The organism is Dietzia sp. UCD-THP (assembly GCF_000349585.1).
GTDB classification, from domain to species: domain Bacteria; phylum Actinomycetota; class Actinomycetes; order Mycobacteriales; family Mycobacteriaceae; genus Dietzia; species Dietzia natronolimnaea_A.
In genome coordinates this window covers 141,909-166,964 of sequence record NZ_KB714653.1, presented here as the reverse complement: position 1 = coordinate 166,964, position 25,056 = coordinate 141,909, and the positions used below count along the sequence as shown (strand labels likewise).

General features: G+C 70.6%; 23 protein-coding genes, 1 pseudogene and 3 riboswitches. Of the genes and pseudogenes, 13 read left to right on the top strand and 11 right to left on the bottom strand.

The window, feature by feature from the left end:
- Window positions 1-26: 26 nt before the first annotated feature.
- Together H483_RS32810 and H483_RS39240 are read right to left on the bottom strand one after the other, a co-directional pair.
- Window positions 27-1,106, bottom strand: a complete 1,080-nt coding sequence (locus tag H483_RS32810; RefSeq protein ID WP_017837584.1) for an ABC transporter substrate-binding protein — start codon at window positions 1,104-1,106, stop codon at window positions 27-29.
- Between the two features lie 62 nt (window positions 1,107-1,168).
- A riboswitch (cobalamin riboswitch) is annotated at window positions 1,169-1,333 on the bottom strand.
- Window positions 1,334-1,411: 78 nt separating this feature from the next.
- Window positions 1,412-1,648 (bottom strand): hypothetical protein, encoded by a 237-nt coding sequence (locus H483_RS39240; protein ID WP_152427999.1) that lies wholly within the window; start codon window positions 1,646-1,648, stop codon window positions 1,412-1,414.
- Window positions 1,649-1,694: 46 nt separating this feature from the next.
- Here H483_RS39240 and H483_RS32805 point away from each other — a divergent pair, with 46 nt between their 5' ends.
- Window positions 1,695-2,219, top strand: coding sequence for a CGNR zinc finger domain-containing protein (locus H483_RS32805; RefSeq protein ID WP_238556329.1), 525 nt, complete (start codon window positions 1,695-1,697; stop codon window positions 2,217-2,219).
- Here the strand turns inward: H483_RS32805 and H483_RS32800 are convergent.
- Together H483_RS32800 and H483_RS32785 are read right to left on the bottom strand one after the other, a co-directional pair.
- Window positions 2,183-3,829: pseudogene (locus tag H483_RS32800) on the bottom strand (serine hydrolase domain-containing protein); the annotation flags it as partial. The gene H483_RS32805 and the pseudogene H483_RS32800 overlap by 37 nt on opposite strands.
- Window positions 3,830-3,844: 15 nt before the next feature.
- On the bottom strand, window positions 3,845-4,036 hold the full coding sequence (locus H483_RS32785; protein ID WP_017837580.1) for a hypothetical protein: 192 nt from the start codon (window positions 4,034-4,036) through the stop codon (window positions 3,845-3,847).
- Between the two features lie 126 nt (window positions 4,037-4,162).
- Between H483_RS32785 and H483_RS38225 the strand changes: the two genes are divergently transcribed.
- The 8 genes from H483_RS38225 to H483_RS32750 all read left to right on the top strand — a co-directional run bounded on the left by H483_RS38225 (window position 4,163) and on the right by H483_RS32750 (window position 11,283).
- Window positions 4,163-4,831, top strand: a complete 669-nt coding sequence (locus H483_RS38225) for a TetR/AcrR family transcriptional regulator (RefSeq protein ID WP_081615205.1) — start codon at window positions 4,163-4,165, stop codon at window positions 4,829-4,831.
- Window positions 4,832-4,929: 98 nt separating this feature from the next.
- Window positions 4,930-5,835 carry a DUF5996 family protein gene (locus tag H483_RS32780; RefSeq protein WP_031265022.1) on the top strand — a complete coding sequence of 302 codons (906 nt, stop codon included), beginning with the start codon at window positions 4,930-4,932 and terminating at the stop codon, window positions 5,833-5,835.
- A gap of 132 nt (window positions 5,836-5,967) precedes the next feature.
- Window positions 5,968-6,675: a TetR/AcrR family transcriptional regulator gene (locus H483_RS32775; protein WP_017837577.1), complete on the top strand. Its 708-nt coding sequence runs from the start codon at window positions 5,968-5,970 to the stop codon at window positions 6,673-6,675.
- Between the two features lie 2 nt (window positions 6,676-6,677).
- Entirely contained in the window at window positions 6,678-7,589 is a 912-nt protein-coding gene (locus tag H483_RS32770; protein WP_031265020.1) for an ABC transporter ATP-binding protein, read from the top strand.
- A complete protein-coding gene (locus tag H483_RS32765; RefSeq protein WP_017837575.1) occupies window positions 7,586-9,277 on the top strand; it encodes an ABC transporter permease in 1,692 nt (563 codons plus the stop codon). The genes H483_RS32770 and H483_RS32765 overlap by 4 nt, the downstream gene beginning before the upstream one ends.
- Before the next feature lie 143 nt (window positions 9,278-9,420).
- A complete protein-coding gene (locus H483_RS32760; RefSeq protein WP_031265018.1) occupies window positions 9,421-10,050 on the top strand; it encodes a nucleotidyltransferase domain-containing protein in 630 nt (209 codons plus the stop codon).
- Window positions 10,050-10,436 (top strand): hypothetical protein, encoded by a 387-nt coding sequence (locus tag H483_RS32755; RefSeq protein WP_017837573.1) that lies wholly within the window; start codon window positions 10,050-10,052, stop codon window positions 10,434-10,436. Before H483_RS32760 ends, H483_RS32755 begins: the two co-directional genes overlap by 1 nt.
- 166 nt (window positions 10,437-10,602) lie before the next feature.
- A complete protein-coding gene (locus H483_RS32750) occupies window positions 10,603-11,283 on the top strand; it encodes a TetR/AcrR family transcriptional regulator (RefSeq protein WP_017837572.1) in 681 nt (226 codons plus the stop codon).
- 9 nt (window positions 11,284-11,292) lie between these two features.
- Here H483_RS32750 and H483_RS32745 read toward each other — a convergent pair whose 3' ends face one another.
- The 3 genes from H483_RS32745 to H483_RS32735 are packed head-to-tail and all read right to left on the bottom strand — an operon-like array spanning window position 11,293 to window position 14,508.
- On the bottom strand, window positions 11,293-12,783 hold the full coding sequence (locus H483_RS32745) for a sodium:solute symporter (protein ID WP_017837571.1): 1,491 nt from the start codon (window positions 12,781-12,783) through the stop codon (window positions 11,293-11,295).
- A complete protein-coding gene (locus H483_RS32740; protein ID WP_017837570.1) occupies window positions 12,780-13,829 on the bottom strand; it encodes an isopenicillin N synthase family oxygenase in 1,050 nt (349 codons plus the stop codon). Before H483_RS32740 ends, H483_RS32745 begins: the two co-directional genes overlap by 4 nt.
- Entirely contained in the window at window positions 13,822-14,508 is a 687-nt protein-coding gene (locus tag H483_RS32735) for a hypothetical protein (RefSeq protein WP_017837569.1), read from the bottom strand. The genes H483_RS32740 and H483_RS32735 overlap by 8 nt, the downstream gene beginning before the upstream one ends.
- A 176-nt stretch (window positions 14,509-14,684) precedes the next feature.
- Between H483_RS32735 and H483_RS32730 the strand changes: the two genes are divergently transcribed.
- Both H483_RS32730 and H483_RS32725 read left to right on the top strand, forming a co-directional pair.
- Window positions 14,685-15,317, top strand: a complete 633-nt coding sequence (locus tag H483_RS32730; RefSeq protein ID WP_017837567.1) for a Type 1 glutamine amidotransferase-like domain-containing protein — start codon at window positions 14,685-14,687, stop codon at window positions 15,315-15,317.
- A gap of 64 nt (window positions 15,318-15,381) precedes the next feature.
- On the top strand, window positions 15,382-16,290 hold the full coding sequence (locus H483_RS32725; protein ID WP_017837566.1) for an alpha/beta hydrolase: 909 nt from the start codon (window positions 15,382-15,384) through the stop codon (window positions 16,288-16,290).
- Between the two features lie 7 nt (window positions 16,291-16,297).
- On the opposite strand, the gene bluB is transcribed toward H483_RS32725, so the two are convergent.
- The 4 genes from bluB to H483_RS32705 all read right to left on the bottom strand — a co-directional run bounded on the left by bluB (window position 16,298) and on the right by H483_RS32705 (window position 20,145).
- Complete coding sequence (gene bluB, locus H483_RS32720) at window positions 16,298-16,912, bottom strand: 5,6-dimethylbenzimidazole synthase (protein ID WP_238556328.1); 615 nt, start codon at window positions 16,910-16,912, stop codon at window positions 16,298-16,300.
- Window positions 16,909-18,375 (bottom strand): precorrin-2 C(20)-methyltransferase, encoded by a 1,467-nt coding sequence (locus H483_RS32715; RefSeq protein ID WP_042329952.1) that lies wholly within the window; start codon window positions 18,373-18,375, stop codon window positions 16,909-16,911. The genes bluB and H483_RS32715 overlap by 4 nt, the downstream gene beginning before the upstream one ends.
- 59 nt (window positions 18,376-18,434) lie before the next feature.
- Window positions 18,435-19,100, bottom strand: a complete 666-nt coding sequence (locus H483_RS32710; protein ID WP_017837563.1) for a precorrin-8X methylmutase — start codon at window positions 19,098-19,100, stop codon at window positions 18,435-18,437.
- Window positions 19,101-19,177: 77 nt separating this feature from the next.
- Window positions 19,178-19,247, bottom strand: a riboswitch (cobalamin riboswitch).
- 22 nt (window positions 19,248-19,269) lie between these two features.
- The gene (locus tag H483_RS32705; RefSeq protein WP_017837562.1) at window positions 19,270-20,145 is read right to left on the bottom strand and encodes a hypothetical protein; all 876 of its coding nucleotides are present in this window, start codon (window positions 20,143-20,145) and stop codon (window positions 19,270-19,272) included.
- An 81-nt stretch (window positions 20,146-20,226) separates the two neighbouring features.
- A riboswitch (cobalamin riboswitch) is annotated at window positions 20,227-20,419 on the top strand.
- On the opposite strand from H483_RS32705, the gene cobN reads away from it, so the two are divergent.
- Both cobN and cobF read left to right on the top strand, forming a co-directional pair.
- Window positions 20,410-24,219: a cobaltochelatase subunit CobN gene (gene cobN / locus H483_RS32700; protein ID WP_017837561.1), complete on the top strand. Its 3,810-nt coding sequence runs from the start codon at window positions 20,410-20,412 to the stop codon at window positions 24,217-24,219. (Overlaps the previous riboswitch by 10 nt.)
- The gene (gene cobF, locus H483_RS32695) at window positions 24,209-25,045 is read left to right on the top strand and encodes a precorrin-6A synthase (deacetylating) (protein WP_017837560.1); all 837 of its coding nucleotides are present in this window, start codon (window positions 24,209-24,211) and stop codon (window positions 25,043-25,045) included. Before cobN ends, cobF begins: the two co-directional genes overlap by 11 nt.
- Window positions 25,046-25,056: the final 11 nt, after the last annotated feature.

The following is a 25,056-nucleotide window of genomic DNA, read 5'->3' as shown; positions in this document are numbered from 1 at the left end:
GGCTCGACCCACCACGGATCGTCAGTTCACCGTACGGCCGGGACGGTGTAGACGTGGCCTTCGGGCAGCTCCATGCCCTGGAGCCCCAGCCATTCGGAGAAGACCTCGTCGGGGTCGATGTCCTGCATCTGTTCCGGGTAGAGCCACGTGGCCAGGTAGACCGCGCCGACGATCTTGCCGAGTCCGCCCCCGGCGAATCCGGTGATCATGTGGACGTTGCCCTCGCGGACCGCCGTCAGCTCCGACCAGCCTGGACGCGCGACCATCTCCTGGCCGATCGAGGCGAACTCGCCGTCGGCCGGGGGAGTGTAGACGCCGGTGTTCTTGAGGGCCCCGCCCGAGGTGGTCTTGAGGATCAGATCGGGGTCGGTGCGCAGGATCTGCTCCGGGTCGACAGTGTCGCCCTCGAGGGTGGGGTCGCCGAACATGTTGACCCCGCCCGCGGCCACGATCATCTGGTGCCAGCCGTCGTTGGACGTCTCGGGGATCGCGGTGGTGTAGGGGTCTCCGTACTCCCAGTACACGGTCTTCTTCGGCTCGATCCCACCCACGCGGTCGGCGATGTCGGCCTTGGTCGACTCGAAGAACTCGGTGACCTTCTCTGCTCCTGCCTCGTTGCCGAAGGCGCTGCCGAGGATCTCGAGTTGCGAGGCGAAATCGCCGTTGTCCCAGCCGGTCACGGTGAGCACCTTGATCCCGACGGGTTCGAGGGCGGTGGCGTACTCGTCGACGTTGCCGTTGCGCGGCAGGATCAACACTTCGGGGTCGAGCTCGATGATCTTCTCGACGTTGAGTTCGCTCTGGCCTTTGCCGATCACGTTGTCCGGGTCGAACTGGCTCCAGTAGACGCGGTCCTGGGCGGTGTTGCCGTCCACGGCGATCACCTTGTCGATGTCGCCCATCGCCCGGATCAGCTCGCTGTTGTAGCGGTTCGCCACCACGGCTGACTCGATCGGGCCGTCGAACTCGACGGTCCGCCCGGCGTCGTCGACCACAGTGATGGTCTGGTCCTGCGGGTTCTCGGCGGGTTGTTCCGGCGCCGAACATGCGGTGCTGACCACCAGTCCGAGCATTGCCAGCAGGGCGACCACCTTGTCACGAGACACGCGCGGTCGACGTCTGTTCGTATTCATCTGTAGAGGCTCCTCGGCCGTCATGACAGGAGCGCCGTGTGCGCCCCTGCGTCGGCAGGTATCGGACTCGAGGACCAGATGACACGTGATGAACACGGGCGCTGGGGTCTCTCACCGTTGCGGGACAGTTCCGGATTCGCACCGGATTCCCTTTTGCATCGGCCCTGCCTGCTCTCCGAGCTATCCGGGAATGAAGGCGGGACCGAACCGACTGGGTCGGAGCCTACCTGAGCGTTTCCTCAGCTCGGCGCCCGCGCCCGCGCTGTAGGCCGAGGACCTCATGTGCCGGGGTGCCCCGTCCGGGTGGGCGGCGTACCGGCCACCCAGGCGACCGGCACGCCGGCGCGCACGACACGATGCGCCCCGCAGTGGCAGGACTCGTAGGTCACAGTGCCCTCGCTCGTGCGGTGGGCGGAGCGGTGAACCCACCGGTGATAGTGCGCCTCCGGGGCCGCGGGTGGCGTGGCCGGGGCGTGGTGGTCGGGGATCCTCGTGGAACGGGTTGCTGTGGTCATGCGCTGACTGTGGTGCAATGGGTCAGTGCAGTTCAACCATGGCAATATGGTCGGCCCGACGCTTGCGGCGGAGCTGGCCTCTCTCGCCGGGCGGTCGTGGGACTCCGGCGCGGCCGTCGCGGTGCTCCGCGCCCACAACGTTCGCAGGCCCGATCTCGACGAGGAAGGGTCACAACGCTTGAGGGAGTGGGCGTCTCGACTGAGAGTACCGTTCTCGGCCCCGGATGTGGACAGCACGTGCGCCGCGATCAACGAGTTGTTGGAGTCGGCGGCTTCGCGGCCGACCCTCAGTACTCACGACGGTCACAAGCCCCACCTGCACTTCGCGGCCGACGGCGACGACGTGGTGGAGCGCGTCAGGGCCATCACCGCCGGGGGTCTGGCGATCTTCGCGGTCGAGTCGGAGGGCGGCCGTCTGGGGGCCTGCCTCCGCACGGGGTGCCCCGAGGTGTTCGTCGACACCAGCCGGAACGGTGGGCGGCGCTACTGCAGTGCCCGCTGCGGCAACCACGACGCCGTCCAGCGGCACCGGGCTCACCCTGGCAGGGTGACGCCCCAGTCCACCAGGTAGATCTGCATCGGCAGGGCCAGGGCGGCGCACATTCCGGCGGCGACTACGTGGCGTGTGGAGACCGTCCGCCATCGGCGGACGGAGGTGATGACCCATGCGAGGGCGAGCGCGACTGTGGTCGTTGCCAATGCGGTCAGCGACCACAGTGCGGCCGCATGGGGCGTCGCGGCGGAGGATGAGCCCCATAGGAGCGGGCCGAGGGGGACCATGACCACGGCGACCAGGGTGGCCGTGGTGGAGGCGGCCCAGCTGACCGCAATGCCCGGTGCCAGCGATTGGCCTTGTGCGCGTCCGCGGATGCCCCGGACGAGCCGCCAGACCGCCCGGATCGCGATGGTGAGGACGACCAGTCCCCAGGCGGCCAACGCGGCCACGATGGTCCGTTGATCGTCCCATGTCGACGCGGGGGTGAGCGTCTGCTCGAGCATGCCGCGATCCCCACGTTCGAGCACCGTGATGCCGGAGTCGCTGATCCGCCCCGCCACGCAGCCCGCCTGGTCGCACCACCGCCCTTCTCCCTCGGGTGAGAGCCGCCGACCCTTCATGAGGAGGTCGTGCCCGTCGGCTGTCACTTGGACCTGCCCCAGCAGGCTGCGCAGCGCCTTCTCCGGTCCGTGGCCTGTGAAGAGGCGTTCCTGGAAGGTGCCTGTCGGGATCGCCGGCCGGCTCGACGGCAGCCATCCGGGGATGATCGCCGGCGCGGGCGCAGCGGGCGCCGGTTGCGCACGTCCGGCGTCGATCGTCCAGTCGACGACCGCGTCGGTCGCCTCCATCGCGGCGGTCTCGTGGGAGGTGACGGCGACGAACACACCTACGTCGGCCTCAGGAACGATCGCGAGCCAGGCCACCCCGTTGGCCCCGGGGTGTTCGAGCACCCTGACACCCCGGCGGTGGTCCTCGAAAAACACCTGGGTGTGACCGCCGCCGCCGCGATGCGGCCTGACGCTGGTCGTGCGAGCCTCCTCGACAACCCGCTCGGGGAGTGCACCGTCCCGGACAGTCAGCGCCGAGAGAAGGGCGGCGGAGTCCCGTGCCGACCACCGGAGTGAGGCCGAGGGGGTCTCCGGGACCCGGGGCCACGGCGTGGCCTCGAATCCGCCGTCGGTCGCCGCGACGATCACGGCATCGTCCGGATCCGTCGACTCCTCGAAGGTCGCGGAGTCGGCGCCGACCGGATCCAGCACTGCGCGGCGGGCCGCGTGGTCGAAGTCCGTTCCGGTAGCGTTCTCGATCGCCGCACCGAGCAGGGCGTAGCCGACGAGGGGCGAGTAGTGCATCCCGATCGCGGGGTGGCCCGGGACGGGCGGGTGGCGCTCGAGCCAGTCGGACAGGGGGCGATCGAGGTCGCCGTCGTCGACGGACGGGGGCATCAAGGTCGACTCGGCGAGGCCTCCGTGGTGCGTCAGGAGGTGCCGCCCCGTCAGGGGTGTCCGGTCAACGGTGGCCCGTTCGTCCCGCAATCGGACCCCGCTCGATCGCTCGATCGGTGCGTCGAGGTCCAGGGTGCCCTCCTCGTGCAGCGTGAGTGCGGTCAGGGAGGTGACGACTTTGGAGACCGAGGCGACGGGGAGACGCGAGTCCGGTCCGAGTGGACGTTCGCCATCGTCGTCCGCGTGGCCCCAGGCTCATAGGAGTTCGATCCGCGACCCGTCCACCACGGAGACCGCCATGCCGGCGGTCGACCCGCCCACGACCTCGTGCGCGATGTGCTCGATGCGGTCGTGTAGGGAGTCGCTCTCGGATCGGGCGTCGGCGGTCACCGGTGTCGACAGGAGGGTCAGGGCGGCAACCAGTGAGAGCTGGACCGAACGGCGCATACGTCCCACTTTCCAATACGGGTGTGTCGGTTTTTGTGAGACTACGGTGGTCGGGTCGGGGATATCAAGACCGGGGGCGTCCACCATCGGCGGTGGCCAGGCCGGGTTCTGACGCGGGGAGGGTGGATGGCACGAAGCGTGAAAGGGCGGCAGCGGCAACGCGACATCGTCGAGGCTGCGTTGCGGTTGATCGCTCGCGGGGGCCTCCAGGCCGCGTCGGTGCGTGGTGTCGCGACGGAGTCGGAGATGTCCGCCGGGGCTGTGAGGCACTTCTTTCCCACCCAGGAGGCACTGCTGGAACACGTGATGGCCGACGTCACCGCGAAGGCCGCGCGCCGGCTCGTGCCCCTGATTCGTGCCCTGGATGACGCCACCACCGCGGAGGGTGCCCGGGTCGCCGCGTGTGCGCTGCTGGAAGAGCTTCTCCCCTTGGACGAACCTCGCCGCGTCGAGTGGTTCCTGTGGTCGGCTGTCGCCGACTCCGCGTCCTTTCCGGTCGCGCTGGATCGGTGGCGCGAGGCCGGGTGGGCGGGAGCGCGCCACCAGTGCCGCAGGGTGATCGGTCACCTCCACGGAACTCCCGTCCCGCCGTTCGTGGCGGACCCGGATGACGGGCACCGCGTGGTCGCCTCGACCGCGACGATCCCCGAGCTGTCGGATCCCGCCCTCGAGGCACGGGTGACCGCACTGCATGCCGCGCTCGACGGGCTGGCCGCACAGTTGACGGCCACCCCGGCGCCCATCGACGCGGCGAGCGCCCGTCGTGCCCTCCGTGAGTTGGTCGGGGTCCTGTGACCTCGCGCTGACGGCATCGCTCCCGCCCGCCATTGCTCCCGTCCGCCGCCCATGAATCGGGGGTGTCGCCCTGCGTCCGGGTCGGGGATCATGAGTCGATTGAGACGCGAGACGAGCCCTGGCCGGCCCTGCCCCTGGAGTCGTGGATCGACACCAGGGACACACTCCACCTGTGGACCCAGATCGTCGGGAAGACGCGCATGGCCCTCGGGCCGGACATCAACCACTGGTGGGGTGTCCCGCTGTACGTGGACGCGCGGGGGCTCACCACTTCTCTCATGGTGGCCGAGCACCGTGGCCTGGAGATCCGCTTCGACTTCGTCAGCCACGAACTGTTGTTCCTCGTCACCGACGGCAGCACCCGCCGGATGGCGCTCGGACCGCGGAGCGTCGCCGACTTCTACGCCGAGTACACCGGCCACCTGGGTGATCTCGGGTTCGATGTGCCGATCGTCGGGACCCCAGTCGAACTCCCGGAGGTGATCCCGTTCGCCGAGGACGCCACGCACGGGTCGTACGACGCCGACGCCGTGGCCCGTTTCTGGAGGTCGCTGGTCAGCGCGCACGCAGTCCTCTCGAGGTTCCGCGGCGGGTTCCGTGGGAAGTCCTCGCCCGTCCACTTCTTCTGGGGTGCGTTCGACCTGGCCGTCACCCGGTTCTCCGGACGCACCGCCCCCGAACACCCCGGCGGCGTCCCGAATTGTCCGGACCGGGTCATGTACGAGGCCTACAGCGACGAGGTGTCGAGCGCGGGGTACTGGCCGGGCGGCGCGGAGGAGGGGATCTTCTACGCGTACGCCTATCCCCACCCCGAGGGATACGACACCCATCCGGCGGTCGAGGGCCCCGCGTACTGGCACTCGGAGCTGGGCGAGTACGTCCTGCCGTACCACCTCGTGCGGCAGGCGCCGGATCCCGACGCCATGCTCCTGCGATTCCTCGAGCAGACGCATCGCGCGGCGGAGGAGACGGCGGGCTGGGACCGGATCCGGCCTTCCCGGTAGGCCGTCGTCGAAGGCGCGCCCGCGGCCGAGCCGGGGCCCATCGGCCCGGCGCGATGATCATCGCGTGTTGACGCCCCACGCCGCCCGTCCTACGCTGACTGAACAGTCAGTCAGCAACGAGAGGCGGCCCACATGCCCGAGGATGACCCGTCCCGCAGCGGAGCCGATCGAAGCGGCGCTCATCGAAGCGGAGTCGACCGCATCCTGGACGCGGCGATCTCCAAGTTCGGCGCGCACGGCGTCAAGGGAACGAGCCTCAAGGCCATCGCCGCCGAGGCGGGGGTGTCGCAGGCGCTGATCCTCCACCACTTCGGGAGCAAGGACCGACTGCACCGGGCCTGCGACGAGCACGTGGTGCGGCTGGTGCGGCAGGGCAAGGAATCCGCGATGGGGCAAGGTCCGCAGCTGGACCCGCTCCAGTCGCTGCGGCAGATCGAGGACAGTCGCCCGCTGCTGCGCTACCTGGCCCGCACCCTCTCGGAGGGCGGCGATCACCTCGCGCAGCTCATCGACGAGATGGTCGACGACGCCGAGGCGTACACCGCCGCCGCCGTCGAGGCGGGCCTCATCACGCCCAGCGCCCATCCGCGCGAGCGAGTCGTCGTGCTGACGCTCTGGTCACTGGGCGCTCTGGTCCTGCACGAACACATGAACCGGCTGCTCGGCGTGGACTTCCTCGACACCAGCGCCCCGCCGGAGAGTCTCGCGCCCTACATGCTCCCGGTCGTGGAGATGTTCAGCCAGGGCCTGCTCGAACCGGGCGCGGCCGACGGGTTCGCGGACGCCTTCGACACCCCTGACAGGCCTGACGCCCCGGACAACCCCCGGAAGGAACGGTGAACATGATGGACGCCCACGTGATCTCGGCGAGAGGACTGGTCAAGACGTTCGGCACCACGCGTGCCCTCGACGGGCTGGACCTCGAGGTGGCCCGGGGCGAGGTACACGGCTTCCTCGGCCCCAACGGCGCCGGCAAATCCACCACCATGCGCGTCCTGCTGGGCCTGCTCCGCGCGGACGCCGGCACCGTCCGCCTGCTCGACGGAGACCCGTGGGCCGACGCCGTCGAGCTCCACCGCCGGCTCGCGTACGTGCCCGGGGACGTGGAACTGTGGCCCACGCTCACCGGCGGAGAGGCGATCGACCTGCTCGCCCGGCTGCGTGGCCCGCTCGACAGGCGCCGTCGCGACGCGCTGTGTGAGCGTTTCGACCTGGACCCCACCAAGAAGGCCCGCACCTACTCCAAGGGCAACCGGCAGAAGGTGGCGCTGATCTCCGCGCTGATCTCCGAGGTGGACCTGCTCCTGCTCGACGAACCCACCGCGGGCCTGGACCCCCTCATGGAGGTCGTGTTCCAGGAGGCGATCGGTGAGGTCAAGGCCGCCGGCCGCACGGTCCTGCTCTCCAGTCACATCCTCGCGCAGGTCGAGGCGCTAGCGGACCGCATCTCCATCGTGCGGCAGGGTCGCACCGTCGAGACCGGGAGCCTGGAGGAGCTGCGCCACATGACCCGCACCACGATGGTCGCCCGTACGGACCGACCGGCGGGCGATCTGCGGCGGGTCGAGGGTGTCCACGATGTGGAGATCGACGACGACGAGGTCCGCTTCCAGGTCGACGGGGACAGAGTCGACGAGGCCGTCCGTGCACTCGCACCACTGGGCGTCCGCTCGCTGGTCGCCCACCCGCCGACCCTCGAGCAGCTGCTCATGCGCCACTACGGCGACGCTGCTGACGCCGGGACAGTGCGATGACCGGCAGCGCGATGACCGGCAGCGCGATGACCGGTAGCGCGATGACCACCGCGACCGCTCCCGCCCGCGAGCGCCCGCATGCCGCGGGTGGCGGTTCCCCGCTGGCAGGAACCGGCACGCTCGCCCGGTTCTTCCTGCGCCGGGACCGGATCAAGCTCCCGGCCTGGGTCGGCGGCCTGGGGCTGTTCGTGGTGTACATCGGCGCGGCCCTCCCGCAGCTGGCGCCCACGGACGACGACCTGGCCGCGGTGGTGCCCCTGTTCACCCAGCCGGTGGGCCGAATGTTCACCGGCCCGGCCTTCGGCATGGACGCCCCCACCTTCGAGCGGTTCTTCGCCGCCGGCTACGCCCCGTACCTGTTCCTCCTGGCCGCGCTCATGAACATCATGCTGGTCACCCGGCACACCCGCGTCGAGGAGCAGACCGGCCGCGCCGAGCTGGTCCGCGCCAACGTCACCGGCCGACACTCCGCCCTGACCGCCACCCTGATCGTCGCCGCGATCACCAACGCCCTCGCATTCGCCGTGGTCGCGGGCCTGTCGATCGCTATGGGATACGCCCCGCTCGGCTCGGTCCTCATCGGGCTGGGCACCGCGCTCACGGGGATGGCGTTCGCCGGAATAGCGGCGGTGACCGCGCAGCTCAGCGCGTACTCGCGGGCGGCGGCGGGGATGGCCGGGCTGGTGCTCGGGGTCTCCTTCCTCCTCCGAGCCCTCGGTGACATGGCGGCCGTCGGAGGCTCTGCACTGTCCTGGGCCTCGCCCCTGGGGTGGCCCGCCCAGACGGCTCCCTACGTGTACGACCGCTGGTGGCCGCTGCTGCCCCTCGTCGTCGTCGCCGTGGTCGGTTCGGCCGCCGCCTATGTCCTGCAGTCACGACGCGACTTCGGGGCGAGTCTCCTCGCCCCCCGCCCCGGGCCCGCCCACGCCGGCCGGTCGCTCGGGCGGCCGGTGGGCCTGGCCGCCCGGCTCCAGCGCGGTGCTCTTCTCGGGTGGGGCGCGGCCATCGTGGTCCTGGGAACAGTCAACGGCGCGTTCACCGACGCCATGCTCAGTGCGAGCGGGGACATGCCGCAGGCGATGCAGGACATGTTCGGCGCCCGGGGCCTGGTCGACGGGTACGTGTCCTTCCTCGGGACGTTCATCGCCGTCCTCGCCGCTGCGTACGTGGTGTACGCGATGCAGTCCCTTCGCGACGAGGAGGGCAGGGGCCGTGCGGACCTGATCCTCGCCACGCCCGTCAGCCGGGCCTCGTGGGTGGGCGCCCACCTCGCCGTGGTGGCCTGCGGCGCAGTGCTCATCCTGGCGGTCACCGGGGTCTGTACTGCGCTCGCCGCCGCCGTGGTCACCGGTGACGCCTTGCTCGTCGGCGGGGTGATCGGCTCGCACCTCGGCGCCAGCCCGGCGGTCCTGCTGGTGCTGGGGGTCTGCGCGGTGCTCTACGGTTGGGCGCCCCGGTGGACGGCGCCCGTCGGCTGGGCGGTGGTCGCGCTGATGTTCCTGGTGGCCAACTTCGCCGACCTGCTGGACTTTCCCGGGTGGCTCCGGTCGCTCTCGCCGCTGCACCATCTCGCCGCGGTCCCGGTGGAGGAGTTCGCCCCGGCGCCGTTCCTGCTGGTCCTCGTGATGGCCGGCGCGCTCGGGGTCGCGGGACTGGTGGGGTTCAGGCGTCGGCAGGTCTCGGGCTGAGGGCAGGGCGCAGGGCGGCAGGAGTGTCTGTGACGAGCACTGACTTCCCCGTTCGTGCTCGACAGAAACCACCGCAACGACGCCATCCGGCACTCCAACTATAGTTGTGATACTCTAACTTTAGTTGGAGAGGGGTGTGGATCGTGCAGCTGAACAAGCCGTTTGCCACCGTGACGCCGACACTGGACGGCGACGTGCTGGCGGTCCTGGCTAGCGCGGACGCCACGTTCACGGTCAGCCAGATCCAGCGGATCCTCTCCACCGCGTCAGGGGAGGGAATCCGCAAAGTGCTCAACCGCCTCACTGCTCAGGGTGTGGTGCTGCACGAAGGAGTGGGCCGGACCCACACCTACCGCCTCAACACCGAGCACCTCGCGACCGAACCGATCGTGAAGCTGTCGCGGCTGAACTCCACCTTCCTGGACCGCCTCGAGCACCACCTGCGCGAGTGGGGAACAGCATTGCGGTACGGCGCGGTGTTCGGGTCGGCGGCGACGGGACGCATGGGTTTGGACAGCGACATCGACGTGTTGCTGGTGCGCGCGACCGACAGCGAGAACGACGTGTGGGAGCAGCGGGTGACTGAACTCGCCCGGCTAATTACCGCGTGGACCGGCAACGAAGGCCGGATCGTCGAGTTCGCCGAAGACGAGTTCCGCGCCGCAGCCGACGCAGCCGAACCCCTCCTCGATGACGTGTCACGGGAGGGCCTGACCGTCGCGGGGACACGGGCCTGGTTCATCTCGCAGGTGCGATCGGCAAGGAGGTCGTGATGGCGGGGCAACGGAACTGCGATGCGGTGGTCACCGCAGGGCGCATGTCCAAGGCATCCGAGTTTCTCGACGCTGCGGATCATCTCGGGGAGGAGATGCCCAACGCCGCCGGGGACCTGTACGTCGACGCGGGCATTGCCGCCTCGGATGTCATGTGCTGTGTGCGTCTGGGCTTGCATTCCAACACCGGCAACCACAGTGAGGCCGTCGCCTTACTCAAGCGGGCGGACAGCGGATCCGAGAGACACCTGAACACTCTGCTCAACTTGAAGAACAAGGTCGCCTACACGCATCAGGATCTGACCGTCGCGGAGTTGAAGAAGATGAGCCGCGCCGCGGAGCACCTGGTCGAGGCCGCCAGGCACGCAGTGGCCGCCCGCGGGTAATTCCCAGTTCGCCGCTGGGCTAGTTCCCAGTTTGCCGCTGGGCGGTGGTCTCGCTGATGCTCTTCATGGCCGGCTCCGCCGGTCCTGCTGTTCATCTCGCAGGTGCGCTCTGCCGTCGACGACCAGAGGTAGGTGCCTCTGATCAGGCATTGATACCCTCTGCCAGGTGACCAGCACTCGTGGACGGCCGCGCCGCACCCCCGGGTCGCCGACCGGACTCGGCAGCGAGCAGGACATCCTGCACGCTGCGGGGGAACTGTTCGTCACCAAGGGCTTCGGCCGGACCAGCACCCGGGCCATCGCCGAGGGCGCAGGACTGCAGCAAGCCAGCGTCTACCACTGGTTCGGGTCCAAGGACGAGATACTGCTCCGGCTGGTGCTCGGCACGGTGATCCCGTCCCACCGGATCGCCGACCGGCTGCTCGTCAGCGATGCCCCGGGACACGTGCTGCTGTGGGCCCTGGCATACGCCGATGCGGGACTGCTGCACGAGGATCCGCAGAACCTGGGTGTGCTGTACTTCGAACCGGCTCTCGACGGCGACCAGTTCAGCGAGTTCCACGACGTCCGCGACTCACTGCACGAGGCCTACCGGGTGCTGCTCGAACGCACGACGGGGGAGCCCGCGACCGACGTCGACGTGGCGATGCTCGTCGGACTGGTGGAGAACGTCATCACCTACCGGCGACGGACGCGGTCGCCGATACCGGCCGACACGCCGGCACGGGTCGCCGATGCCGCGCTGACTCTGGCGCGGGTCCCGGACCTCCTCACCGACGAGACCCGGGCCCGGGGGACCGAGATTCTCGCTGCTCTCGATTCCCCGGGCCCGGGATCTGCCGGCTGACGACGGCCGCTAGGCCTTGGCGGGCACCTCGACGCCCCGCTCCGGTGCCGGTTCGTCGACGGCCGGTGCCGACGCTGACGTCCGGGTGTCGGACCGTGTGTCGGTGGCGGCTACCGCCATGTAGACCACGAAGGACACGGCCGCGGCGAGGAACGTAGTCCAGCCGTCGACGCTGGTGGTGATCACCTCGTTCGGGAAGTACAGCAGGGTGTTGTCCACCCCGTAGATCGTCGGGGTGAAGACGAAGAACCCGAGCCGGACACCCAGTCCCAGCGCCGCCGAGATCACCAGTGCCCTCGTGCTGACCAGGCGGGTCCACAGGGACAGCAGGAACGGCACCACGATGGTCGCGCACAGCAGGTCGAAGGTCAGGGTGAGGAGGATTCCGGTGTGGTTGACCCGCAGTGCGACGACGACGCCGATCGCAGCGACGGGGACCATCGCCCACCGCGAGGCCTGGAGCGGGGTCAGTCGCAGCTTGCGCGTGTCGAGCACGGTGCCGACCACGATGGACGAGGTCGCGAGCAGGATTCCACTGACCGTGGTGAGCGAGGCCGCCAACAGGGCCGCGATGACCAACATCGCGATCGGGGTCGGTACCAGCTCGGTGAGGAGCTGGAACAGGATCGGCGACTCGGAGGCGTTGTCCTCGAGCAGGCCCGCCCCGGCCACGGCGACCGCGGCCAAGGGGACACAGAGGACCACGGTTCCGGCGGCCGCGATCAGGCTCGCACGCCTGGCGCCCCGGGCGGTGCGCGCGGAGGACACCCGCTGGATGAGGTCGATGGCCACCAGGTTGCCGAAGCCCAGGGCGAAGAGCGTCGCCCAGTTGATCACCGCACCTTCGGCGGAGACGGTTAGCTGGCCCAGACCCGAGATGCCGAGCCCCTCGGGAGCGGTGTACCCGGGGCCGAGGAACATCCACAGCGTCAGCCCGACGAACCCGACCCCCATCACCACCATGAGGAACAGGCCCGTGTACACGGACGCGAACATCCCACCGACCATCGTGTAGGCGAGGATCGCCACGGTGACGAACACGATCGCGACCCAGTAGGGCACTCCGATGAAGTGATCCATCATGTGTCCCAGGGCGACAAGGTTGCCCGCCATGAGGATGCCGAAGCTCGTGACGGTCAGGACCGCCGTCAGGATCTCACCGGTGCGTCCGAAGGTCTGTCGGAAGTACTCGGGAAGGGAGTACAGCTCGCGCTCGCGGACCTTCTCGGCCACGAAGAGCCCCATCAGTAGGAACGAGGCGGCGAGTCCCAGCGGCAACGCGGCGCCGGCCCAGAATCCGAAGCCGCCCGCGAGGTCGGCCGCGCCGACGGTCGCGTTGGAATCGACCACCTGGGACATCAGGAGAACTGCGACGAGTGGCACGGTTAGTGTGCGCCCCGCGACCGCGAAGTTGCGGTTCTCCCCCCGCACCCTCGTGGAGGAAAGAAGACCGAGGACGACGAGCAGGGCGACGGTGCCGCCAATGGCGAGACTGATCATCGGGACTCACCCACCAGAGCGTGCTCGCGACCGAGCGAGTACAGGGGACGCGCGCCCTCCGGGAGGGCGACCTCACCGTCCGCGATCCGCCTCCTCAGGTAGGCGAAGCTCTGCGCGGTCTGGGCGAACAGGTGCTCGCCTGAGTGCATCGGCTCGTAGGCGGAGTCGTGGGACCCGGGGAACGTCAGGGGAGCGACCACCGTGTCGTAGTCGACCGTGAAGAACAACGGGTACGAATACCGTTCTTGCGAGACCTTCCGGACCCGGTGGGAGGTGGCGACGAAGGCTCCGTTGGTCCAGACCTCGAGCAGGTCTCCGATATTGACGACGATCGCGTCCTCGCGGTACGGCACCTCGATCCACTCTCCCCGGCCGTTCATTACCTCCAACCCGGGAGCGGTGGGCTTGAGCAGGGTCAACGCCTCGTAGTCGGTGTGCGCTCCGATTCCGGGCCGGTCCTCGGCGTCGGGGTTGTACGGGTAGTGGATCAGCCGCAACTGCGAGGGCGGCTGGGTCACCGACCCGAGGAATGTGTCGGGATCCAGGTCGAGGTACCGGGCGAACGCCGCGAGGAGCCGCGACCCGAGGGCGAACACCTCGTCGTAGTAGGTCATCACCGCCTCCCGGAACCCCGGCACGTCGGGCCACTGGTTCGGCCCGAGCAGCGGGTTGCCGGCCACGTACTCCGGATGGTCCGCCGGCAGATCGATGGACAGGTCGAAGGCCTCCTTGAGGTCGGGGGTGGCGCCGGCGAAGACCTCCTCCCCGACCGGGACGTAACCGCGGTGGTTGGTGGAGTCGCCGATGTACACCTGTTGCTTGACGGCCTCGGGCTGGGCGAAGAACCGTTGCGAGGCCTCGTGCATGGCGCTGAAGGTCTCGTCGGCTACGCCGTGGTTGACGATGAGGAGGAACCCGACGCCCCGGGCGGCCTCGCCGAGTCGGTCGACACACTCGGCTGAGGGCCCGTCAGGATCGGCGAGCGAGGACACATCGATGACAGGGATCGACTCGAAGTCGATCGTGGGACGGTGGGGGTCAGGCATTGTCGGCTCCTGGGTGGGTTGGTCGGGCTGGGTGGATCGGGTCGAAGAACGTGGGGGCACTGGAGAGCTCGCCGGCCTGCCAGGAGAGTGCGAAGCAGCCGTCGGATCGAGGGGAGAGGGAGAATAGGGGAGGCTCGGGCGCCGACCACGACGAGTACCGCGCGAGCCAGCCCCGGTCGGTCCGTGACCCGATGTGCACCGATGCCGGCCGACTGCCTGAGGCGTCGGCGCCCAGTGCGAGACCGAAGCGGTCACCGACGCAGACGAGCAGGGCCTCGGTTCCGTGCTCGTCGACCCCTCGGGCCTCCCACACGGGGCCGGACTCGTCTGAGCAGCGCTGCCAGAGCTCGACGTAGTCGAGTTGTCGGCCCACCTCCAGCAGGCCCCACCCCGGCACGTCGAAGAGTTGACCGATGTCGGCGGAGCCGAAGGCCTCTCCGGCGGCGATGGCGTGGACCCATTCGAATTCGCCGGTGGCCGCGTCCGTGCACTCGAGTCGTCCGGCGAAACCCATGCGGAAGTGCGTCGAGCCTGCGGCGTCGGTGGAGAGCCGAGCGTCGCAGAAGTACTGGTCACCCTGGATCCAAACGACGTCCGAGCACTGGTCGGGGACGGAGTCGCGGGAGTGGAACAGGTGGCGCCGGTAGGCCGCGGGGGCCGGGCGCGGGGCGGGTTCCATGTGACTCCTTCAAATCGATCACTTGATCGGAAGTAGTCAAACGGTGGTGCGTTGCCGCACTGTTACGTGGACGTCAAAGGATGAGAAACTAGGTGATCCCCATCGGGTCCGTGCCGGTCGTCCCGGCGTCGGCGGCGCACCTCCTCGCGCACCCGAGTGGCTCGTAGAGTGGCGACATGAATCTGCTCCTGCTGTCCCTCGGCGTGGGCGCCGTCCCCGCGTTACTCGCCGAGCACGTCAACCGGCCCGCACCCGCGGTGCGCATCGGGTATCTGAACGACGCCGCGAGCCCGTACGCGGGGGCCGGGTTCGTCGCCGCGGAACGCGCGCAGCTGGCGGACCTGGGTTACGTCCTGACCGACATCACCGCCGCCGACATCGACGACACGAGCGGGTCCGCCGCCGCTCTCGACGGACTCGACGCCGTGTACGTGGCCGGCGGCAACACCTTCGTGCTCCTGGCGGCGCTGCGCCGACACGGTGCGGATGCGGTCCTGACCGGGCGGGTGCGGGCGGGATTGCCGTACATCGGCTCGAGCGCCGGATCGGTCGTCACCGGACCCGGTATCGATCCGGTCAGCCTCATGGACGACCCCTCCGCCGCTCCCGACCTCGCCGACCGCAGCGGGCTCGGGCTGGTCGATACCGTGGTGATCCCCCACGCGGACGGCGCGCTCCCGCCCTACCCGCCCGAGCTCATCGCACGGCTCGTGGAGACCTATGGGAGCACCTACCCGCTGACCCTGGTGAACGACGACCAGGCGCTGCTCGTGGAGGACGGGTCGGCGCGGTTGATCAGTTCACCTTGACCCGACACCCAGCCGATCCGAGTTCCACCACCCCACGAAGTCTCATCCGTTACAGAGGACAACCATGCGCATCCCGTTCCTCGGCCGCATCCGCGACCGCCGTCAGTACCATCCGGATCTCCAGCTCGCGTCACTGGTGTTGCCCTCGCGAGTGGTGGGACCGCGGACCCTGCCGGCGGTGCAGAAGCTGGCGACACTGCTGCCGGGCCTACGGGGAACCGAGACCCATGAGCTCGAGTCGGGTGCGAGCGTGCGCGTCTTCCGCCCCGCTGGTGATCCCTCGTCACCCTCGGCAGGCCTGCTGTGGATCCACGGCGGTGGATACCTCGTCGGGTCTGCGGCGCAGGATGACGTGCTCTGCCGGGCTCTCGCGCGGAGAACCGGTGCGACCGTCGTGTCGGTCGACTATCGATTGGCGCCGCAACACCCCTTCCCGGCGGCGCTCGACGACTGTCACGCGGCACTCGGATGGCTGACCGCTCAACCCGGCATCGACACCCGCCGGATCGCCGTAGGCGGCGCGAGCGCCGGTGGCGGACTCGCGGCCGCGCTGGCGATCCGGGCGCGGGATGACGGCCCCGTCGACCCGGTACTGCAACTGCTCGCGTACCCGATGTTGGACGACCGGACCGACACCCGCGACCCGCGACACCGACTATGGGACGCACGATCCAATCGGTTCGGTTGGGCGAGCTATCTGGGCGGGGTCGACCCGTCCACGGCCAGCCCGGCCCGCCACCCTGATCTGACCGGTGTCGCGCCGGCGTGGATCGGCGTCGGTACGGTGGATCTGTTCTTCGACGAGGACAAGGCCTACGCAGATCGACTCGAGCGTGCCGGGGTGAACTGCGAATTCGTCCCCGTTCCGGGCGCGTTCCACGGTTTCGACCTGGTCGTCACCCGCGCCGGGGTCAGTAGGGACTTCTTCCGGGCGCAGTGCGATGCGCTACGGGAGGCCTTCGACGGTTCCTGACCCGGATCTACACCCAGTCCACCGCTAGCGGTGACCTGCGCCCCCACCCCACGGTCTGCAGCAACGGTTCGTCCAGCTCAAGGGCGGGGTGGCCCAGACAGAGATATGCCAGGGGATGGGCCCCTTCGGGCAGCGGCACGCTGTCCGAGAGGTGGTCCGGGTCGACGAGGCTCACCCAGCCCATGCCCAGGCCCTCGGCGGTCACGGCCAGCCACAGCAGCGTGATGGCGGCCACCACGCTGTACTCGGTCGCCGCCGGGACGCTCGTGGTGCCCAGGACCGGCCCGGCGGGCGGCAGGTGGCTGACGACCAGCCCGACCGGTGCCTGGAGGATGCCCTCGAGACGCAGGGAGTCGTAGAGCTCCCGTCGCCGTCCGTCGAAGCGCTCGGACTCGGCGCGGCGTACGGTGCGGAATCCCTCGTGGACGGCCTCGCGCACGGCGCGGTCCTCGATCACGGTCACGTGCCAGGGTTGGCTCAGCCCGACGCTCGGGGCCACGGCGAAGACCTCGAGGAGCCGCTCGACGGTCTCGCGCGGCACCGGGGTGGGATGGAAGTGGCGGTGGTCGCGGCGGGTGGCGAGGATCTGCCACAGCGCATCACGGACGGGATCGGCGCTCACGACCGCACGAACCGCGGGCTCCACACCCGCCCCGACTCGGTGACGCGGGTCCCGGACGCGCCCACGATGAGAAGGCACTTCATGTCCACCGCGTCGCAGTCGAGCTCGGCGAGAGTGGTGACGGTCAGCGATTCCTCGTCCCGGCCCACGTCCCGGCCCACCACCACCGGAGTGTCCGGGGCGCGATGCCGGAGCAGGACGTCGCGGGCGTCGGCGACCTGGCGGGTGCGCGAGCGCGAGGCGGGGTTGTAGACCGCCAGGACCAGGTCCGCGGCGGCGATCGCGTCGAGGCGTCGGGCGATGACGTCCCAGGGCTTGAGCCGGTCGGACAGGCTCATCACCGCGAAGTCCGCGCCGATGGGGGCCCCGGCCCGCGCGGCGACCGCCTGGACGGCGGACACCCCGGGCGCGACCCGCACGTCGATCCGGGCGTACAGCGGGTCCTCGGCGGCTTCGAAGACCGCGGCCGCCATGCCGAAGACGCCCGCGTCGCCCCCGGAGACCACCGCCACGCGTTCGCCGGAGCGCGCGAGGTCCAGCGCGAGCCTGGCCCGGTCCACCTCGACGGTGTTGCCCGAGCAGTGGCGGGTGAGCCCGGCCCGCTGGGGTACACGGTCGACGTAGGGCGCGTACCCCACCACGTGGTCGACCTTGGCCAGGACCCGCTGGGCCTCGGCGGTGAGCCACTGGTCCGGACCCGGTCCCAGTCCGACCACGTGCAGCTGGCCCTCCGGGGCGGGGTCGCGCACGGAACTCTCACCCAGTGGCGAGGGGCGCCGCCCGAACGGGTCCACCTGCTGGGAGTCGCCCGGGACCACGATGAGCGAGAAGTACGGCACGCTCTCCGGGTCGACGTCGCGGACGGGGTGGTGCACCTCGGCGTCCGTCGAGGCGCGTTCGACGTACACCGCGCCCTCGAGTCGCCCGGCGGCCTCCAGGGCCCGGCGCACCGCCGGGAAGTTCCGACCGAGCTTCATGATGATCGCCCCGTCGGTGTCGGCGAGGCGGCGGGCGAGCTCGGGCTCCGGGAGGGTCCCGGGCAGGACGGTGAGCACGTCAGTCTGACGTACGAGGGGGGTGGCCGCGGCGGCGGTCGCGGCGGCGAACGCCGGGATACCGGGCACGATCTCGGTCACGAACCGGCCCGCGAGCTTGTCGTGCATGTACATGAACGAGCCGTAGAACAGCGGGTCGCCCTCCGCGAGCAGGACCACGACCCGTCCGGCCGCGAGGTGCTCCGCCAGACGGTGCGCGGCCCGGTCGTAGAAGTCCGCGATCGCCCCCGCGTACCCGCCGGGGTGGTCGGTCAGACCCGTGGTCACCGGGTATTCCAGCACCTCCTCCACCGCACCGGCGGGGATCAGGCCAGCCGCGATCCGCCGTGCGTTGGAGTCCTTGCCGCGGCCGGCGTGGTAGGCCACCACGTCTGCGGCGCCGATCAACCGGGCGGCCTTGAGGGTCATCAACTCGGGGTCGCCGGGGCCCACGCCGATTCCATACAGGCGCCCCGCCGGCCCGGCGCTCACTCGGCCTCCTGGGCGAGGGCGTTGACCGCGGAGACCGTCATCGCGGACCCGCCGCGTCGACCGTGGACGGTGACGAACGGGATCTCGATCCCGTGGTCCTCCGCGAAGCCGGAGAGCGCGGCCTTGGACTCCGCGGCGCCGATGAACCCCACCGGACACCCGATGATTGCGGCGGGCCGGGGCGCGCCGTCCAGCAGCAGCTCCAGCAGATGGAACAGGGCGGTGGGGGCGTTGCCGATCGCCACCACGGCGCCGTCGAGTCGCCCGCCCCACAGGGAGAGGGCGGCGGCGGAGCGGGTGGTACCCATCTGTCGGGCCAGCTCGGGCACGCGGGGATCGGACAGCAGGCACACCACGTCGTTGTTCCGGGGGAGCCGTGACCGGGTGATCCCGGAGGCGACCATGTGGGCGTCGCAAAGGATCGGCGCTCCGGCCTCGAGCGCCGATCGCGCGGCCCCCACCAGTCCCGGATGGACCCGCAGGTCGTCGACGAGGTCGATCTGCCCGGTCCCGTGGACCATCCGGACGGCGAGTCGCTCGGCATCCTGCGGCACGCGCGACAGGTCGGTCTCGCGACGGATCGTGGCGAACGAGTCGATGTAGATCGCGGGTCCGTCGTCGACGTAGTCGTAGCGGCGTGGCGGCCTGGGGACAGCAGGCATGGGTCCTCCTCGGGGTTCTCGCCCCGGTCAGAAGTCTTCAGGCGGCGCACCTTGAGGGCGCGTCGATCCCGCGGCCAGTATCTGGCTTGGCGGCCCGGCGACCGGGCCTCACAGTGGCGGAACCGCCCCGGACTCGCACCGGGTTCCTCGCCGTGGGACAGCGGCGAGTCTACGTGCGCACGGTGAGGACGCCGCGCCACGGGGTGACGATGAGCTCGGTGACGTCCTCGCCGGTGAGGCGATCGACCAGGGCGCGAGTGAGGACGCCCCCCGGGGCCCCGATGTGCTCGATCCGTCCCGGGGCGCCGGGGACCGGGCCGTACGGCATCGCCGGGGCGGGGGCGGGAAGCCGCTCGTCGCCCGGGCGGGCGGCGGCGAGCGGCTCCGGGAGCTCACGCACGTGCCACGGCGCGTCGGGGCCGGTTCCGCGGGCGGCGGCGAAGTCGCGGGCGAGGTCGACCAGGCGGTCGGCCGCCTCCTCGACGGGCACGACCGCCGCCCAGTCCTCGCCCGCCCGGAGTTGCACGGTGGCGGCGTCGAGGGCCGCCAACCCCAGGTCCGCGGGCCGGTTCACGAGGTCACCGCGGCCGTCGTCGAGGACAAAGAGGAAGCGGCCCGAGAGCCCCGCCAGACCGGGATCCGCCCGGAGACCGGCGTCGAGCCGGTCGGTCACCGGGCGCAGATCGGCCCTGCCCCCGACCAGGCCGGTGAGCGGGGAGACGAGCACATTGCGGACGAGCTCGTGCGCCGGTGCGGGCAGCAGGCCGGTCGCGGCGATGGCCGCCACGACCTCGTCGTCGAGGCGGCCGTCCTCATTCATCGGCAAGGCCCGCAGCTGCAGGTTCGCGCGGGTCGTCACGTGGACCTCGCCGTCGCCGTATCCGGCGGCGACCCGGTGCAGAGCGACGAGTGACCCCGGCGACACCCGGCCGCCCGGGACGCGCAGCCGGACCAGGGCCCCGTCCTCGGCGGGCCACGGGCGATGCACGCCGGGGCACAAGTCGGTGCGGGTGCGGGTGCGGCGGGTCGGTCCGGATTCGCTCACGGGCCACAGTGTGGCACCCGGGGGTCAGCCGCGTGGAGCGGGGAGCCGACGGCCGGGCACCCGTACGGGGATCGGGCCGGATAGGCTCGCCGGTGCCGTGGTGCTCGGGAAGCCGGAGGAAAAGCCGGCGCGGCCCTCGCCACTGTAGTCGCGGAGTCGAGCGACCCTCGTCCGTCCCACTCGGGGCGGAGACCACTGGGCCACGGCCCGGGAAGGTCGGTCGCACGGCGTCGATGCGAAAGCCAGGAGACCGGCCACGGCGTCATGTTCCACGAGGGTTTGGAGAAGAACATGCGCCATGACCGGCGTTCGGCGTCCCCTGAGGACGCCACGGCACCACCCACTGAGTCCAGAGCATCATCCACTGAGTCGGCACCACCACAGGCACCCCGCATCGCCCTGCTGTCCACCTCCGACACGGACCTGCTCTCCGCTCGCGCCTCCCGGGCCGACTGGACGCTGGGCAACCCGTCCCGGATCGACGTGGAGACGGACCTGCCCGGTCTGATCTCCGGCGCCGACCTCATCGTGGTCCGGATCCTCGGGTCCCGCCGATCGTGGGAACCCGGTTTCGACGCCGTGATGGCCAGCGGCCGACCCGTCGTCGTCCTGGGCGGCGAGCAGGCCCCGGACGCCGACCTGATGGAGCTGTCCACTGTCCCGATCGGTATCGCGGCCGAGGCGCACCGTTACCTCGCCGAGGGGGGTGAGCGGAACCTCGCCCAGCTCCACGCCTTCCTCTCGGACACCGTGCTGCTCACCGGCACCGGGTTCGAACCCCCGGAGGCCGTCCCGGTGTGGGGGATGCCGCCGCGGCCGGGCCCCGCCGCCCCCGCGAGCGGAACCGACCAGTCGCGGAGCATCCCCCGCGTGGGAGTGCTCTACTACCGCGCCCACGAGGTGAGCGGGAACTCGGGATTCGCGCACGCTCTCGCCGACGCGATCGACGCCACCGGGCAGGCCGTGGGCGTGCCCGTGTTCGCCGGTTCCCTGCGCTCGGCCCCCGACGAGTTGTTCGAGGCGCTCGGGACGCTCGACGCGGTGATCGTCACCGTCCTGGCGGCCGGCGGGACCACGCCCGGCGCGGTGAGCGCGGGCGGCGAGGACGAGACGTGGGACGTCGAACGGATCGCCGTGCTCGACATCCCCGTGCTGCAGGGACTGTGCCTCACGTGGAGTCGGGAGGACTGGGAGGCCTCTGACGACGGCGTCAACCCGCTGGACTCGGCCAACCAGATCGCGATCCCCGAGTTCGACGGCCGCATCATCACCGCGCCGTTCTCGTTCAAGGAGATCGACGCCGACGGGTTGCCCCGCTACGTCGCCGACCCCGAGCGCTGCGCCCGTGTCGCGGGGATCGCGGTCTCGCACGCGCGGCTGCGCCACGTGCCCGCGGCCGATCGTCGGATCGCGCTGGTGCTCTCGGCCTACCCGACCAAGCACTCCCGGATCGGCAACGCGGTCGGCCTGGACACCCCGGTCTCGACCATCCGGCTGCTGCGTCGGATGCGCGACGAGGGCTACGACCTGGGTCCGGCGGACGGGCCCGTCGCGAGGTTCCTCGACATCGCAGACGGTGGCACGGACTCCGCCGCAGACGGAACCTACGCCGACGACACCGCCGCCGGCGACGCCCTGATCCACGCCCTGATCGCCGCGGGCGGCCAGGACGAGGAGTGGCTGACCAACGCGCAGCTCACCGACAGTCATGTCCGCATCTCCACCGACGACTACCTTCGGTGGACAGCCGACCTCCCGGAGTCGCTGCGCTCGGAGATGGTCGACGCGTGGGGTGAGGCACCCGGTCAGCTGTTCGTCAACGACGCCGGCGAGATCGTCCTGGCCACCATCGCGGCCGGCAACGTCGTCCTGTTGATCCAACCGCCCCGCGGATTCGGCGAGAACCCGGTGGCGATCTACCACGACCCCGAGCTCGCGCCCTCCCATCACTACCTGGCCGCCTACCGGTGGCTCGCCAAGGGGTTCGGCGCCCACGCGCTGGTCCACATCGGCAAGCACGGCTCACTGGAGTGGCTGCCGGGCAAGAACGCCGCGCTGTCGGCGGCGTGCGCGACCGACGCGGCGATCGCGGACCTGCCGCTGATCTACCCGTTCCTCGTCAACGACCCCGGCGAGGGCGCGCAGGCCAAGCGCCGCGCCCACGCCACGATCGTCGACCACCTGGTGCCGCCGATGGCGCGCGCCGAGGCCTACGGCGACATCGCCCGCCTCGAGCAGCTGCTGGACGAGTACGGCAACATCGCGTCCATGGACCCGGCCAAGCTGCCGGCCATCCGCGCGCAGATCTGGACCCTCATGCGGTCCGCGCACATGCACGAGGACCTGGGCCTGGAGCAGCAGCCCGGGGACGAGGAGTTCGACGACTTCCTGCTCCACGTCGACGGGTGGCTGTGCGAGATCAAGGACGTCCAGATCCGCGACGGACTGCACGTGCTTGGTCAGGCGCCGGACGGCGAGGCCCGGGTGAACCTGGTGCTCGCCATCCTGCGGGCCTCGCAGGTGTGGGGCGGCGAGTTCGGCGCCGTTCCCGGCCTGCGCCGCGCCCTCGGCCTGACCGAGGACGCCCCGACCCAGGAGGTCGACCGCGTGGAGGCCCGGGCCCGTGAGCTGGTCGAGGCCATGGACGCGCGGGGCTGGGACCCCGCGGCGGTACCGGAGGTGCTGGCCGCCGCGGGGCTGGGAAATGACGACGACGACGACGAGGTCGGCCGCGTCCTGGAGTTCGCCGCCCGCGAGGTGGTGCCTCGACTGGCCGCCACAGTGGACGAGCTGGACGCGGTGATGCACGCCCTCGGCGGCGGGTTCGTGCCCGCCGGCCCGTCGGGGTCGCCGTTGCGGGGCCTGGTCAACGTGCTGCCGACCGGCCGAAACTTCTACACGGTCGACCCCCGCGCCGTCCCGTCCCGGCTCGCCTGGGAGACCGGTCAGGCGATGGCCGACTCGCTGCTGGACCGCCATCTCGCGGAGACCGGGGAGTACCCGGGCTCGGTGGGGCTGTCGATCTGGGGCACCTCGGCCATGCGGACCTCCGGCGACGACGTGGCCGAGGTCCTGGCCCTGCTCGGGGTGAAGCCTGAGTGGGACGAGGCCTCCCGCCGGGTCAACGGTCTCGAGGTGGTCCCGGCCGCGGAGCTCGGACGGCCGCGCATCGACGTGACCGTCCGTATCTCGGGCTTCTTCCGGGACGCGTTCCCGCACGTCATCACGATGCTCGACGACGCCGTCCGGATGGTCGCCGACCTGGACGAGCCCGCGGAGTCGAACTACGTCGCCGCCCACACACGTGCGGACCTGGCCGAGCACTCGGATCACCGGCGCGCGACCACCCGCATCTTCGGTTCCGCGCCGGGGTCGTACGGCGCCGGGATCCTGCAGACGATCGAGGCCGGGAACTGGCGGGACGACCGCGACCTGGCCGAGGTCTACACCCGCTGGGGCGGCTTCGCCTACGGCCGCGATCTGGACGGCGTGCCGGCCGCGGACGACATGCGCACCAACTACCGGCGCATCGCGGTGGCCGCGAAGAACATCGACACCCGCGAGCACGACATCGCCGACTCGGACGACTACTTCCAGTACCACGGGGGGATGATCGCGACCGTGCGCGCGCTCACCGGCGCCGAACCCCGCGCGTACGTGGGGGACTCCACCACCCCGGACGCCATCCGGACGCGGTCGCTGGCGGAGGAGACGGTCCGGGTGTTCCGCGCTCGCGTGGTCAACCCCCGGTGGATCGCGGCCATGCAGCGGCACGGGTACAAGGGGGCCTTCGAGCTGGCGGCGACGGTCGACTACCTCTTCGGATTCGACGCCACCGCCGGGGTCGTGCACGACTGGATGTACGACTCGCTGGCCCGGGAGTACGTGCTGGACCAGACCAACCAGGAGTTCCTACGCCAGTCCAATCCCTGGGCGCTGCGCGGGATGATCGAGCGGCTCTCCGAGGCCGCGGACCGCGGGCTGTGGGCCCGGCCGGACGCCGACATCATGGACCGGATGCGGCAGGTCTACCTGGACGTCGAGGGCGACCTCGAGGAGTCGCATGGCGACTGACGGCACCTCCGGCGACGCGAACGGCCCAGATGTGCCGATCAGTGAGGCGCCGATCGGGGAGACGCGGGATCGGCTGCGGCGGCTGCGGGTCGTCGGCATGGGATCGGGCGGCCTCGATCAGATCACGGTGGAGGGGGTCGCCGCCCTGCGCGCGTCCGGGTATGCGCTCGCTGCCATGAAGGGTCCGGCCGATCCGTTGGTCGACCTGCGCAAGCGACTGCTCGCCCGGCACGCGCCCGGACTCGAGCTGGTGGGCGTCACCGATCCGGAGCGGGACCGCTCGTCGTCGTCGACCTCCTCCCAGGCGGGGTACCGCGGCGTCGTCCTGGACTGGCATGAGGCCCGGTCCCTGGCCTGGGAACGGGTGTTGGCGGACCGGCCCGGCGACGTGGCGGTGCCGGTGTGGGGTGATCCGGCCTTCTACGATTCCACGCTGCGGATCGTCGACCGGATCCTCGCCCGTGGCCGGCTCGACCTCGACGTTGAGGTGATACCCGGTATCTCCGCGCTGCAGGTCCTGGCCGCCCGCCACCGGCTGGTCCTGCACGAGATCGGCGGGACGGTCACCGTGACCACCGGTCGACGTCTGGCGGAGGTGGTCGCCGGCGGCGCGGATAACGTGGTGGTGATGCTCAACGCGGACCTGCCCCTGGATCACCTGGCCGACTGGCACATCTGGTGGGGCGGCAACCTCGGCGACCGGGGTGAGTGCCTGGTCTCGGGGCGTGTCGGGGAGGTCCTGGCCGAGCTCCGGCACGCGCGCGAGCGGTTGCGCGCGGAGCACGGCTGGGTGATGGACGTGTACCTGCTGCGCCGGCAGCGGTGATCTCGCGGCCG